This is a genomic window from Actinomadura sp. WMMB 499 (assembly GCF_008824145.1).
GTDB lineage: Bacteria > Actinomycetota > Actinomycetes > Streptosporangiales > Streptosporangiaceae > Spirillospora.
Genome location: NZ_CP044407.1, coordinates 1,584,565 through 1,598,202 on the forward strand (window position 1 = coordinate 1,584,565; position 13,638 = coordinate 1,598,202).

Here is a 13,638-nt window from a genome sequence, read left to right on the forward strand (position 1 = left end):
GACGATCAGCGTGGACCGTCCCTGAACGGCGCCGCCATCGACGCCGACACCACCGCGCACAGCAGCACGACCACCGCCGCCCCGCCCGCCAGGTTGATCCCGGCGGTGACGAGCCGGGCGACCGGCGGCCCGTTGAGCAGCAGCGGCAGCACCGCCAGCAGCGTCACCACGAACCCGCCGATGAACGCGAACGCCCGCACCGGGCGCGCCGCCCCCGCCAGCAGGAGGTGCATCAGCGCGGTGCCCTGCACCGTCGCCGCGAGCACGCACAGGGCGTAGCCGGTGGCCGCGCCCTCCACGGCGACGTCTGTCCCCGCGAACACCGGCACCTCGATGCCGAACATCCCGCGCAGGCCGACGACCGCCGCGAACGTCAGCAGCGCCCCGCCCGCCGCGCACGACAGACCCGTCCACCACAGCTGGCGCAGCGGCGGCCCGGGCTCGGGCGAGTACTCGGCGTGCAGGGCGACGAAGTCCGCGTAGCGCCGCGCCTCCGGGCGGCGGCGCTGCGCCGTGGCGGGGCATCTGAACGACCGCTCCCACGGCCTCGCCGCGGGGCGGCCGGTGTTCCCGCCGGGCCGCCCGGAAGACGGATCGGGCATGTCCCCTCCCACGCTGCGAACGAGTAGGTGCTACCCGAGCCGGTTCGCGAGAACTCCCCTAAGCCCAACAATTTGCAGACGTTTGGCGGCATAACAGCACGGCGCGCCGCCCCCGTTTCCGGGGACGGCGCGCCGGGCGAAGCCTCGGAGCGGCCGCTCAGGTCCGCCGCTCAGACCCGCGCGGACCGGCGGCTCAGACCTGGCCCGCCTTCTCCAGCGCCTCGCAGCAGGTGCCGGTGATCAGCCGGGCGACCACGTACGGGTCGACGTTGGCGTTCGGGCGACGGTCCTCGAGGTAGCCCTTCTTCTCCACCTCGACCTGCCACGGGATCCGCACGGACGCCCCGCGGTTCGACACGCCGTAGCTGAACTCGCTCCACGGCGCCGTCTCGTGCATGCCGGTCAGGCGGCGCTCGATGTCCGAGCCGTACCCGGCGACGTGCTCCTGCGCCTTCGCGCCCAGCGCCTCGCACGCCGTGATGATCGCGTCGTAGCCCTCGCGCATCGCCTTCGTCGAGAAGTTGGTGTGCGCCCCGGCGCCGTTCCAGTCGCCTTCCACCGGCTTCGGGTCGAGCGTCGCCGACACGCCGTAGTTCTCCGCGATGCGGTAGAGCAGCCACCGCGCCACCCACATGTGGTCGCCGACCTCGAGCGGGCCCGCCGGGCCGATCTGGAACTCCCACTGGCCGGGCATGACCTCGGCGTTGATGCCGGAGATCTTCAGGCCCGCGTCGATGCACGCGTCCAGGTGCGCCTCGACGATCTCGCGGCCGAACACCTCGTCCGCGCCGACACCGCAGTAGTAGAAGCCCTGCGGCGCGGGGAAGCCCCGCTCCGGGAACCCGAGCGGACGCCCGTCCTTGAAGAACGTGTACTCCTGCTCGATCCCGTACCAGGAGTCCTGCGCCTCGTACTTCTCCGCGACGGGCCGCAGCTCGGCGCGCGTGTTCGTCTTGTGCGGCGTCCCGTCGACCAGGTACACCTCGCACATGACGAGCTTGTGGTCGCCGCCGCGGATGGGGTCGGGGCACACGAACACGGGCTTGAGCACGCAGTCCGAGTTGTCGCCGGGCGCCTGGTTGGTGCTGGACCCGTCGAACCCCCAGTCCGGAAGGTCGGCGCCGTCCGCCAGGATCCTGGTCTTCGACCGCAGCCGCGCGGTCGGCTCGGTGCCGTCGATCCAGATGTACTCGGCCTTGTAGCTCACGTCGGTCCCTCCGCAGGTATCGGGCTCCCACGAACGTGCCAACCAGCCGTTTCACGTCCATTGCCCCTTTGTGAACGACATGTAAAACGGGGGGTGTCGGTGACGTTTGCCATACTCCCGCCCCGTGACACACGACGCAGAAGACCTCCCCCTGCCCGACCACGCCCGGTTCCTGGTCGCGCTGGGGCGCCACGACTACGAATCCGTCGTCCGCCAGTGCGGCGAGATCCTGGACGACCCCGAGGGCGCGGACGTCCGCCGCGTCGTCGCCGACGCGTTCGCCGCCCACCTCGCCGACCAGGAGACCTGGCCCGACGAGCTCGACACCGACCGCCTGCAGCGCGCGCTCCGCGATCTGGACACGTCCGGCATCGTGGCCCGGCTCGACCACACCTGCTGCCAGAACTGCGGCCTCTCCGAGATCGGCGGCGAGGTCGCGCGGGGCGACGCGCCGCGCGGCTACGCCTTCGCCCACCGCCAGGACATGCGGGCCGCCGTCACCGAGGGCGTCCTCACCCTCGCCTACGGCCTGTTCGTCGACGGGCGGCAGGACCCCGAGGCCCAGGCGGGGATCGGCGAGGAGGTCGCCGCCGCCCTCCGCCGCCACGGCCTGGACGTCGACTGGGACGGCAGCCCCCGCCGGCGCATCGACGTCCCGCTCGACTGGAAGCGCCGTCGCTACGGCTACCTCGCGGCCTACCCCGGCTCCCCGGCACCCGCCAAGCAGTCGCTGGAGGTCTCCTACGCGAACGGACCGAGCGGCGGCATGCAGGACCGGGACACGCCCGTGTCCCCCGCGCAGGCGCGGGACGTCCTGCTGTCGGTCACGCCGTACAGCGGCAACTACATCAACTTCATCGGCGAGGAGAAGAGCATCATCGCGGTGTGGGAGCCGGGGCCCCGCCTGAAGTTCGAGATCCCCGACCCGCAGGAGCGGTGCTACCGCAGCCGCCACGTCACCCTCGAGGAGGCCGAGGAGGTCGTGAGCGTCCTCGCGCGCGAAGGCCGGATCGCCCTCACCGGTGAACTGACCACCGAATACTGGGGCGGCTGACCCCGCGACCGTCCCGTCCCCCGCCCCCCGCCCGTCCGTCAGGTCCGGCGGGGGCCGGTCTGGTCGCCGAGGATCTGGGCCCGGACGCCCGCGAAGAACTCGACGAGGACGTCGACGCACTCCTCCAGGTCGGGGTAGCGGCCCTCGAGGTGGCCGATCGCCATCACCTCGGTCAGGGCCGTGACGCCGTCGGCGACCATCTCCACCCGCAGCGCCTGCCGCGGCGTGTCGGCCGGGAGCCCGGCGGCGACGAGGTCCTCGACCAGCTGGGCCCGCGTCACCGCGGCGCGGCGCCGCGCGGCCTCGCCCAGCGGGGTCGCGCGGTCCAGGCGGGCGCGGGCGTTGAGCCGGAAGAACTCCGGGTGCGCGCACATCTTCTCGAGCGGGACGCGGAAGGCGTCCCGGAGCCGGTCGGCGCTGCGGGGGGCGTCGCTGGACCTCCGCCGGGCCTCCCGGATCACCGGGCCGACCTTCCGGGCGGCCTCCTCGCCGAGCGCCTCCAGCAGGTCCTGCATGTTGCGGAAGTGCACGTAGAAGGTGGACTGCGCGATGCCCGCGCTGCGGCAGACGTTCGCCGTCGACAGTCCCGCCTCGCCCTCGCCGTCGAGAATGCGCAGCGCGGCGCCGAGCAGCCGGCGCCGGGTCAGGTCCTTGGCCTCGCGCCGGCTCAGTGTCACATCGGGCATCGCTCCCCCTGAACGGTCGCTCCAACGATAGCCATATCGGCGGAACCCGCAATCGGATCCCCTGCACATTGCATGGAAAGACGTATATGTCAATCCGTTGAAATCTCGTTCACCGATAGTACTATCGGCGAAAATGTGTGACCCGTGTCACGGGGAGGGCGTCGTGGGACCGAGGAAGACACTGAGGCACCGGTGGCACCGGCTCGCCGCCGCCGCACTGGCGCTCGCCACGTGCGGCGCGCTGGCTGCGTGCTCGGGCGGCGGGGCCGCGGGCACGGGCTCCGGCGAGGGCGGGCCGCCGGTGCGGGGCGGCCGGCTGATCTACGGCCTCGGCGCCGACGCCGACGGCTTCAACCCGGTCACGGACACGTTCGCCACGCAGACCTACGCGATGGCCGGAACCGTCATCGAGACACTGACCGTGATCGACGCCACCGGACGGTGGCGCGGGCTGCTCGCGGCGAGCGTCGAGCCGAACGAGGACGCCACCACCTGGACGATCGAGCTCCGCGAGGGCGTCGCCTTCTCCACCGGCGAGCCGCTGACCGCCGAGATCGTCAAGGCCAACCTGGCCGCGCAGAAGGCGTCCCCGCTGACGGCGGCGGTGCTCGCGCCGGTCCGCGCCGTCGAGGCCGTCGACGCGAAGACCGTCCGGGTCGACCTCAGCAGCCCCTGGGTGAGCTTCCCGAGCGCGCTGTCGACCCAGATCGGCATGATCGTCCCGCCGGCGTCGCTCACCGACCTGGACGGGGCGAGCCGCCGCCCCGTCGGCACCGGCCCGTTCGTCTTCCAGAGCTACACGCCGGACAACCGCTTCATCGTGAAACGGAACCCGAAGTACTGGCGCGAGGGGCTGCCGTACCTCGACGCCGTCGAGTTCCGGATCCTGCCGGACTTCCAGACCCGCGCGCAGACCCTGGAGTCGGGCGGCCTGACCGCCATGGCCACCCAGCGCGACACCGACGTCGTGAAGTTCGGCAAGCTCGCCGAACAGGGCGGCTACCGGATGTTCCGCGCCACCGGGATGTCGGTTCCCGAGCTGGCCTTCATGCTGAACACCGCCGCCGGACCCACCTCGGACCCGCGGGTACGGCGGGCGATGGCCCACGCCACCGACCGGGAGGCGTTCATCGAGACGCTGCGGTCCGGCCTCACCGAGCCCGCCGACGGCCCCTGGTCGCCCGACTCCGCGTGGTACGTCCCCGGCGGCTACCCCGCGTTCGACCCGGCCGCGGCACGATCGCTGATCAGCGAGTACGAGCGGGAGCACGGGCCGGTCAGGATCGAACTGCTCAGCGTCCCCGACCAGTCGTCGATGCAGAACGCCGAACTCGTCCAGGACATGTGGGGCAAGGCGGGCATGGAGGTCACCGTGCGGCAGGCCGACCAGGCCACCCTCGTCCAGCGCGCCCTCATGGGCGACTACGGCGCGATCGTCTGGGAGCAGTTCGCCCGCCCCGACCCCGACGGCGAGTACTCGTTCCTGCACTCCAAGTTCGTCCAGCCGCCGGGCTCGGTCTCCATCAACATGAGCCGGATCGAGGACGAACGGCTCAGCGCGGCCCTCGACGCGGGCCGCGCGGCCTCCGACGAGGCCGAGCGCAAGGAGGCGTACGCGACCGTGCAACGGCGCCTGCGGGAGACGCTCCCGTTCATCTGGATCGACCACCTCAGCACCAGCGCGGTGATCACCCGATCGAACGTGCACGGCCTCGAGCGGTACGAGCTGCCGGACGGCTCGGCCGGGCGCGCCCTCGTCGGTTCGGGGACGCACCCGTTCGGCCAGATCTGGATGGGCGGGTGACCGATGGCGACGTTGCTGCTGCGGCGGGCGGCGCACCTGCTGGTCGTCCTGCTCGTCGTCACCCTGCTCGCCTTCTGGATGATCACCCTGCTGCCCGGCGACCCGGCCGCGCAGATCCTCGGCTACGCCGGGGACCAGGCCGCGCTCGACGCGGTGCGGCGCGACCTCGGCCTGGACGCCCCGTTCTGGGAGCGCTACCTCGACTGGCTGGGCGGCGTCGTCACCGGTGACCTCGGAACCTCCTACCTCACGAGCACCCCGGTGGCCGACTCCCTGGCCCAGCGGCTGCCGGTCACGCTGGAGCTGCTGCTGCTCTCCCAGGTGATCTCGCTGGGACTGGCCGTGCCCGCCGGAGTGGCCGCCGCGCGCCGCCCCGGCGGCCTCCTGGACCGGACGCTCACCACGGTGGGCTTCGGGCTGCTGTCCACCCCCGTCTTCGTGTCCGGCGTCGTGCTGATCATGATCTTCGCGGTGCGGTGGCCGCTGCTGCCCGCCACCGGGTACGCGCCGTTCGGCGCGGACCCCGCCGGGAACCTGCGATCGCTCCTGCTGCCCTCGGTGACGCTCGCCGCCGGGCAGCTCGCCGTCTACGCCCGGCTCCTGCGCTCCGACCTGATCGCGACGCTGCGGGAGGACTACATCACGCTCGCCCGCGCCCGCGGGCTGTCGCCCCGCCGCGTCGTGTGGCGGCACGCCCTGCGACCGTCCGCCATCTCGCTCGTCACGGTCGTGGGCCTCAACCTCGGAACGCTGATCGGAGGCGCGGTCATCATCGAGACCCTGTTCGGGCTGCCCGGAGTGGGCCGGCTCATCGTCGACTCGATCCTGTCCCGCGACTACCTCGTCGTCCAGGGCGGGGTCCTCGTCGTCGCGGTCGGGTACGTCCTGGTCAACTTCGGCATCGACCTGCTGTACGGGGTCCTCGACCCGAGGATCCGCCATGCGTCCTGAGAGGCTCGGCTGGGGCTTCCGGCTCGCCGTCCTGTGGATCGTCCTCGTGGTCGGCGCGGCGCTCACCGCCGACCTGCTGCCCCTGCCCGACCACGACGCCACGCTCAGCGGCGAACCCGGGACCGGCCCGGCCCCGGGCCACCCGCTCGGCACCGACGGGCTCGGCCGCGACCTGCTCAGCCGGACCGTCCACGGCGCCCGCGTCTCGCTCGGCGTCGGCCTCGGCGCCGTCCTGCTCGGCCTGCTGATCGGCGGCCCGCTCGGCCTCCTCGCCGGCTACCGCCGCGGCCCGCTCGACCGGATCGTCATGACGGCCAACGACGTCCTGCTCGCCTTCCCCGCGATGGTCTTCGCCCTCGCGGTGGTCGCCTTCGCCGGCCCCAGCGTCCGCAACGTCCTCATCGTGCTCGGCCTGCTCGGCGTGCCCGCCTGGGTCCGGCTGATCCGCGGGGTGACGCTCTCCTACGGGCGGCGCGAGTTCGTCACCGCCGCCCGCGCGCTCGGCGCCCGCGGCCGCACCGTGATGTGGCGGGAGATCGCGCCGAACGTCGTCCCGCCCGCCCTGTCCTACGCCTTCACCCTGATGGCCGTCGTGGTGATCGCCGAGGGCGCGCTGGCCTTCCTCGGCCTGTCGGTGCAGCCGCCGACCCCCACCTGGGGCGGCATGATCAACGACGGGCGCAGCACGCTGGACACGGCCGCGCACATCGTCGTCGTCCCGTCCGCCGCCATGTTCCTGACCGTCCTCGCCCTCAACCTCGTCGGCGACCGGCTGCAGGAGCTCACCGGCCACCGGCCGGGCGGCCTGGAGCCGGCCCGCCCCCGGCGCCGGACCGCCCCGCCGTCCGCGCCCGTCGTCCACCGGGACGGGCCGCTGCTCGAGGTGAGCGACCTGCGCACCGCGTTCGCGACGCCCCGCGGCCCGCTGCACGCCGTCGACGGGGTGTCGTTCGCCCTCGAACGCGGCCGCACCCTCGCGATCGTCGGCGAATCGGGCAGCGGCAAGTCGGTCCTGATCCGCTCCGTCCTCGGCCTGCTCCCCGACACCGCCGAACGCACCGGCCACGCACGCCTCGGGGACCGCGACCTCACCGGCGACACCCGCGGCGTCCTCGGCACCCGCATGGCCGCCGTCTTCCAGGACCCGATGACCGCCCTCAACCCCGTCCGCACCATCGGTACCCAGGTCACCGAGCCGCTCCGCGTCCACCTCGGCATGACCCGCCGCCGCTCCCGGGAGGAGGCCGAACGCCTGCTCGCCTCCGTCGGCATCCCCGAACCCCGGCGCGTCCTGCGCTCCTACCCGCACCAGCTGTCCGGCGGCATGCGGCAGCGGATCACCATCGCGATGGCCCTGTCCTGCGACCCCGAGGTCCTCTTCGCCGACGAGCCCACCACCGCGCTCGACGTCACCGTGCAGAAGCAGATCATGCGGCTCCTGCACCGCCAGCGCGACGAACGCGACATGGCGATGGTCCTGGTCAGCCACGACCTCAGCGTCGTCGCCGACCACGCCGACGAGGTGATCGTCATGTACGCGGGCCGCGCCGTCGAGTACGGCCCCACCCAAGCCGTGTTCACCGCCCCCCGCATGCGCTACACCGAGGCGCTCCTCCGAGCCGTCCCCGACCTCTCCGCCCCGAACCACACCCGGCTCGCGGTCATCGACGGCCGCCCGCCCGACCTCGTCGCCCCGCCCTCCGGCTGCCGGTTCCACCCCCGCTGCCCGTTCGCCCGGGACCGCTGCAGATCGGACGAACCGCCCCTCACGTCCCACCACGACCGCTCGCACGCCTGCTGGTACCCGGCGCACGAGCCGGAAGGCGCCCACCATGGCCGGTAGCGGAACCGCGCACCTGCGCGACACCGACGCGCTCCTGCGCGTCGAGAACCTCACGGTCACGTTCCCCGCCGGGCGCCGCACCGTCCACGCCGTGTCCGGGGTGAGCTTCGACGTCGCCAAGGGCGAGACGCTCGGCATCGTCGGCGAGTCGGGCTGCGGCAAGTCCTCCGCCGCCCGCGCGATCATGCAGCTGCCGCGCCCCGCCTCCGGGTCCGTCCGGCTGTCCGACCTCGAACTCACCGCCCTGCGCGGCGAACCCCTCCGCCGCACCCGGCAGCGCATGCAGATGATCTTCCAGGACCCGATCTCGTCGCTCAATCCCCGCCGCCGGGTGCGCGACATCGTCGCCGAGGGCCCACGCGTCTGGGGCGGCCCCTCCCGCATGGACGAGGCGCTCGAAGCCGTCGGCCTCGACCCGTCCGTCGGGGGACGCCGCCCCCACGAGTTCTCCGGCGGCCAGTGCCAGCGCATCAGCATCGCCCGCGCCCTCGCCCTCGAACCCGAACTGATCATCTGCGACGAGCCCGTGTCCGCCCTCGACGTCTCCGTGCAAGCGCAGATCCTCAACCTCCTCGAGGACCTCAAGGCCCGCTACGGCCTCACCCTCGTGTTCATCGCGCACGACCTCGCGGTGATCAAGAACATCAGCGACCGCGTCCTCGTCATGTACCTCGGCAAGACCTGCGAACTCGCGACCGGCGCGGACCTCGTCGACCGCCCCGCGCACCCCTACACCCGAACCCTGCTGTCGTCCGTCCCCCGAGGCCCGCTGCACCTCACCCCGCAGGAGGAGGCGGCCGCGACCCGCGAGCCCCCCTCACCGCTCGCCCCGCCCAGCGGCTGCCGCTTCCGCACCCGCTGCCCCCGCGCCGACGACCGCTGCACGACCGAAGAGCCCCAGATGCGCCCGCTCCGCCCCGGCCACTGGATCGCCTGCCACCACCCGGAAAAGGAGCTGCCCGCTCCTACAGGAGCGACCATGACGCCATGACCGCCCTCTCCCCCGAAGCCGTCGGCGACCTGCTGTACGACCTGTGCGTCGACCTCGGCTTCTGCCTGCCTCCGGCCGTTCAGGAAGAACTCCGCGCCTCGCCCCCGACGGACGTCGATGCGTTCACCGAAACGGTCTTCCGCCTCGAGGGCGTGGACGCGACACCCCACGGCCCCCTGTGGCATCAGGCACGCGAACTGGTGGCCCAAGCCTTCAGGACCGCAAACCAGTAATCGCCGCCCGCTCTCCGGCTGGTGGGCGCGGACGGTTTCGAACCGCCGACTCCTCGCTTGTAAGGCGAGTGCTCTACCCCTGAGCTACGCGCCCGCGTGCTCGCCGGGAAAGCGTACCCCGACCCCGGGGACGATCGCGAAGCGGTATCCGGGGGCCGGTGCTCGTGCGCGACGGGCCCGGCTCGGCCGTCGCGGCCGTCCGTATTAGGAGGGCGTTAAGAGTCGGGGCCCGGGCGCTAAGGGCCCGTCAACACCCCCGAAAACGCCACAGATCGGTGCTTAACTCGCGAACGCCCTGGTGAGGACGCCGGGGGTCGAACGAGACGAACCGAGGAAACGACGATGACCGATGTGGCCTTCGTGGTGCTGACGATGGGGATATTCGCCCTGCTCGGCCTGCTGGTGAGGGGCGTGGAGAGGTGACCGCCGAGAACGCCGTGGGGCTGGTGCTGGCCGCGGTCCTGATCGTGTTCCTGGTCGCCGCCCTCTTGTATCCGGAGCGCTTCTAGATGAGTTCGACGGTCGCGGGGCTCCTGTTCCTGGGGTCCCTGATACTCGCCCTGGTCGTGGTGCATCGGCCGCTGGGCGACTACATGTACCGGGTCTACACCGGTACCAGGCATTCGCGTGTGGAGCGCGGGGTCTACCGGGTGGTCGGGGCCGATCCCGGCGCCGAGCAGACGTGGGGGACGTACGCGCGGAGCATGCTCGCGTTCTCGCTGGTGAGCGTGCTGTTCCTGTACCTGCTGCAGAGGGTGCAGCAGTGGCTGCCGCTGGACGTGGGCATGGGGCCGGTGCGGCCCGACCAGGCGTGGAACACCGCCGTCAGCTTCACGACGAACACGAACTGGCAGTCGTACTCCGGCGAGTCCGCGATGGGGCATCTGGTGCAGATGGCCGGGCTGGCGGTGCAGAACTTCGTGTCGGCCGCCGTCGGGATGAGCGTCGCGATGGCGCTGGTGCGGGGGTTCGCGCGGAAGAGGGGTGACGGGCTCGGGAACTTCTGGGTCGATCTGACGCGGGGGACGCTGCGGATCCTGCTGCCGATCGCGTGCCTGGGGGCGGTCCTGCTGATGGCCGGTGGGGCCGTGCAGAACTTTGCCGGGCCCGAGACGGTCACGACGGTGAGCGGCGCGGAGCAGGCGATCACCGGCGGGCCGGTCGCGAGCCAGGAGGCGATCAAGGAGCTGGGGACGAACGGTGGAGGGTTCTACAACGCGAACTCGTCGCATCCGTTCGAGAACCCCGCGCCGTGGACGAACTGGCTGGAGATCTTCCTGCTGCTGCTGATCCCGTTCACGCTGTGCCGGACGTTCGGACGGATGGTCGGCCAGGTGCGGCAGGGGTACGCGATCGTCGCGGTGATGGGCGTGATCGCGCTGGTCAGCGTGGCGTTGACGATGACGTTCCAGGGTGCGCCGGCCGGGACGGTGCCGACGGCGGTCGGGACGGCGGGCGAGGGGACGGAGACGCGGTTCGGCGTGCTGAACTCGGCGGTGTTCGCCGCGTCGACCACGCTGACCTCGACGGGGGCCGTGGACTCGTTCCACGACTCGTACACGAGCCTCGGCGGGATGATGACGATGCTGAACATGATGCTCGGCGAGGTCGCGCCCGGCGGTGTCGGGTCGGGTCTGTACGGGATGCTCGTGCTGGCGATCATCACGGTGTTCGTCGCCGGGCTGATGGTGGGCCGGACGCCCGAGTACCTCGGCAAGAAGATCGGCCCGCGCGAGATCAAGCTGGCGGCGGCGTACTTCCTGGTCACGCCCGCTCTGGTGCTGGTCGGGACGGCCGCCGCGCTGGCGACCGGGAACGGGCAGGCGGCGATGCTCAACGGCGGGCCGCACGGGCTCAGCGAGGTCCTGTACGCGTTCACGTCGGCGTCGAACAACAACGGGTCGGCGTTCGCGGGGCTGGGCGTGGCGACGGTGTGGTTCGACACGGCGCTCGGGCTGTGCATGGCGCTGGGACGGTTCGTCCCGATGGTGCTCGTGCTGGCGCTGGCGGGGTCACTCGTCCGGCAGGCCCGGGTGCCCGAGTCCGCGGGCACGCTGCCCACCCATCGGCCGCTGTTCGTCGGGATGGTCGCCGGCGTGACCGTGGTCCTGGTCGCCCTCACGTTCCTTCCCGCGCTCGCGCTCGGGCCCATCGCAGAAGGGATCGGTTGATGTCCGCACCCGTTGAGGCGCCACCGCGCCCGGTGGAGCCGCAGAGCCGGACGAGTCCGGCGTTCGGCCCGCGGCGGCTCGCCGCGGCGCTGCCGGACGCGTTCCGCAAGCTGAACCCGCGCACGCTGTGGCGCAACCCGGTCATGCTCGTGGTGGAGGTGGGCGCGCTCTGGGCGACGGTCCTCGCGGTCGCCGAGCCGAGCGTGTTCGCCTGGGCGATCGTCGGCTGGCTCTGGCTGACGGTGCTGTTCGCGAACCTGGCCGAGGCCGTCGCGGAGGGACGCGGGAAGGCGCAGGCCGACTCGCTGCGGCGGGCGAAGACGGACGTGGTCGCGCGCCGGCTCACCGGGGCCGGGGAGGAGCGCGTACCGGCGACCGAGTTGCGGCTCGACGATCGCGTGGTCGTCGAGGCCGGGGAGATCGTCCCCGGGGACGGCGACGTGGTCGAGGGCGTGGCGAGCGTGGACGAGTCGGCGATCACCGGGGAGTCGGCGCCGGTGATCCGCGAGTCGGGCGGCGACCGCAGCGCGGTGACCGGCGGGACGCGGGTGCTGTCGGACCGGATCGTCGTGCGGATCACGCAGCGTCCCGGGGAGAGCTTCATCGACCGGATGATCGCCCTGGTCGAGGGCGCGAACCGGCGCAAGACGCCCAACGAGATCGCGCTGAACATCCTGCTGGCCGCGCTGACGATCGTGTTCCTGCTGGCGGTCGCGGCGCTGCAGCCGATGGCGATCTACAGCAAGGCCCCGGGCACCCCGGACACGGCCGCGCTGGACGGGCACGGGGTGAGCGGCATCGTGCTGGTGTCGCTGCTGGTGTGCCTGATCCCGACGACGATCGGGGCGCTGCTGTCGGCGATCGGCATCGCGGGGATGGACCGGCTCGTCCGGCGCAACGTGCTCGCGATGAGCGGGCGGGCCGTGGAGGCGGCGGGCGACGTCGGCACGCTGCTGCTCGACAAGACGGGCACGATCACGCTGGGCGACCGGCGCGCGTCGGCGTTCGTCCCGGTGGGTGGCGTGACCGGACGCGAGCTGGCGGACGCCGCGCACCTGGCGAGCCTCGCGGACGAGACGCCCGAGGGCCGGTCGGTCGTGGTGTTCGCGCAGGAGCGGTACGGCCTGCGCGAACGTCCCGAGGGCAAGCCGGCCCACGCGGAGTGGGTCCCGTTCAGCGCGCACACACGCATGTCGGGCGTCGATCTGGACGGCCGGTCGCTGCGCAAGGGCGCGGCCGGTGCGGTCGCGGGCTGGGTCCGCGAGCGGGGCGGCGAGGTCCCGGACGGGCTGGACGGCGTCGTCGCGGAGATCTCGGCGTCCGGCGGCACCCCGCTGGTGGTCGCGGAGGCGGCGCGGGTGCTGGGTGTGGTGCACCTGAAGGACGTCGTCAAGGACGGGATGCGGGAGCGGTTCGACCGGCTGCGGGCGATGGGCATCCGCACCGTGATGGTGACCGGGGACAACCCGGCGACCGCGGCGGCGATCGCGGCGGAGGCCGGGGTGGACGACGTGCTCGCCGAGGCGCGGCCGGAGGACAAGCTCGAGCTGATCAAGCGGGAGCAGGAGGGCGGCCGGCTGGTCGCGATGACCGGGGACGGGACGAACGACGCCCCGGCGCTCGCGAAGGCCGACGTGGGCGTGGCGATGAACACCGGCACGTCCGCGGCCAAGGAGGCCGGGAACATGGTCGACCTGGACTCCGACCCGACGAAGCTGATCGAGATCGTGGAGATCGGCAAGCAGCTCCTGATCACCCGCGGCGCGCTGACGACGTTCTCGATCGCCAACGATGTCGCGAAGTACTTCGCGATCATTCCGGCGCTGTTCGTCGGGCTGTTCCCGGGGCTGGACGCGCTGAACGTCATGCGGCTGCACAGCCCGCAGTCGGCGATCCTCGCCGCGGTGATCTTCAACGCGCTGGTGATCGTGGCGCTGATCCCGCTGGCGCTGCGCGGCGTCCGGTACCGGGCCGGCGGGGCGTCGGCGCTGCTGTCGCGCAACCTGCTGGTCTACGGGCTCGGCGGGGTCGTCGTCCCGTTCATCGGCATCAAGCTCATCGACCTGTTCGTTCAGTATCTTCCGGGGATGTCCTGA

At 72.4% G+C, this 13,638-nt stretch carries 12 protein-coding genes and 1 tRNA gene; 9 read left to right on the forward strand and 4 right to left on the reverse strand.

Translation table 11 applies throughout. From position 1 onward, the window contains the following. Nucleotides 1-5: 5 nt before the first annotated feature. Both F7P10_RS06840 and glnII read right to left on the reverse strand, forming a co-directional pair. A complete protein-coding gene (locus tag F7P10_RS06840; protein WP_151008575.1) occupies nt 6-602 on the reverse strand; it encodes a hypothetical protein in 597 nt (198 codons plus the stop codon). Between the two features lie 193 nt (nt 603-795). Further along, nucleotides 796-1,809 (reverse strand): glutamine synthetase GlnII, encoded by a 1,014-nt coding sequence (gene glnII / locus F7P10_RS06845; RefSeq protein ID WP_151008576.1) that lies wholly within the window; start codon nt 1,807-1,809, stop codon nt 796-798. Between the two features lie 124 nt (nt 1,810-1,933). Here glnII and F7P10_RS06850 point away from each other — a divergent pair, with 124 nt between their 5' ends. After that, a complete protein-coding gene (locus tag F7P10_RS06850; RefSeq protein ID WP_151008577.1) occupies nt 1,934-2,863 on the forward strand; it encodes a hypothetical protein in 930 nt (309 codons plus the stop codon). Nucleotides 2,864-2,901: 38 nt separating this feature from the next. Here F7P10_RS06850 and F7P10_RS06855 read toward each other — a convergent pair whose 3' ends face one another. Then, nucleotides 2,902-3,549, reverse strand: coding sequence for a TetR/AcrR family transcriptional regulator (locus F7P10_RS06855; RefSeq protein WP_176611333.1), 648 nt, complete (start codon nt 3,547-3,549; stop codon nt 2,902-2,904). Nucleotides 3,550-3,712: 163 nt separating this feature from the next. On the opposite strand from F7P10_RS06855, the gene F7P10_RS06860 reads away from it, so the two are divergent. From F7P10_RS06860 to F7P10_RS06880, 5 genes are read left to right on the forward strand one after another with little or no spacing between them, the layout of a single operon-like run. Continuing rightward, complete coding sequence (locus F7P10_RS06860; RefSeq protein ID WP_176611334.1) at nt 3,713-5,353, forward strand: ABC transporter substrate-binding protein; 1,641 nt, start codon at nt 3,713-3,715, stop codon at nt 5,351-5,353. 3 nt (nt 5,354-5,356) lie between these two features. Next, on the forward strand, nt 5,357-6,304 hold the full coding sequence (locus F7P10_RS06865; protein WP_151008580.1) for an ABC transporter permease: 948 nt from the start codon (nt 5,357-5,359) through the stop codon (nt 6,302-6,304). Further along, complete coding sequence (locus tag F7P10_RS44020) at nt 6,294-8,147, forward strand: dipeptide/oligopeptide/nickel ABC transporter permease/ATP-binding protein (RefSeq protein ID WP_151008581.1); 1,854 nt, start codon at nt 6,294-6,296, stop codon at nt 8,145-8,147. The genes F7P10_RS06865 and F7P10_RS44020 overlap by 11 nt, the downstream gene beginning before the upstream one ends. Further along, complete coding sequence (locus tag F7P10_RS06875; protein WP_151008582.1) at nt 8,137-9,138, forward strand: ABC transporter ATP-binding protein; 1,002 nt, start codon at nt 8,137-8,139, stop codon at nt 9,136-9,138. The genes F7P10_RS44020 and F7P10_RS06875 overlap by 11 nt, the downstream gene beginning before the upstream one ends. Further along, complete coding sequence (locus F7P10_RS06880; protein ID WP_151008583.1) at nt 9,135-9,371, forward strand: hypothetical protein; 237 nt, start codon at nt 9,135-9,137, stop codon at nt 9,369-9,371. Before F7P10_RS06875 ends, F7P10_RS06880 begins: the two co-directional genes overlap by 4 nt. Before the next feature lie 19 nt (nt 9,372-9,390). Here the strand turns inward: F7P10_RS06880 and F7P10_RS06885 are convergent. Then, nucleotides 9,391-9,465, reverse strand: a tRNA-Val gene (locus F7P10_RS06885). Nucleotides 9,466-9,790: 325 nt separating this feature from the next. Here F7P10_RS06885 and kdpF point away from each other — a divergent pair. From kdpF to kdpB, 3 genes are read left to right on the forward strand one after another with little or no spacing between them, the layout of a single operon-like run. Continuing rightward, nucleotides 9,791-9,880 (forward strand): K(+)-transporting ATPase subunit F, encoded by a 90-nt coding sequence (gene kdpF, locus F7P10_RS06890; protein WP_151008584.1) that lies wholly within the window; start codon nt 9,791-9,793, stop codon nt 9,878-9,880. After that, on the forward strand, nt 9,881-11,542 hold the full coding sequence (gene kdpA, locus F7P10_RS06895; RefSeq protein ID WP_151008585.1) for a potassium-transporting ATPase subunit KdpA: 1,662 nt from the start codon (nt 9,881-9,883) through the stop codon (nt 11,540-11,542). Beyond that, nucleotides 11,542-13,638 carry a potassium-transporting ATPase subunit KdpB gene (kdpB, locus tag F7P10_RS06900; RefSeq protein ID WP_151008586.1) on the forward strand — a complete coding sequence of 699 codons (2,097 nt, stop codon included), beginning with the start codon at nt 11,542-11,544 and terminating at the stop codon, nt 13,636-13,638. The genes kdpA and kdpB overlap by 1 nt, the downstream gene beginning before the upstream one ends.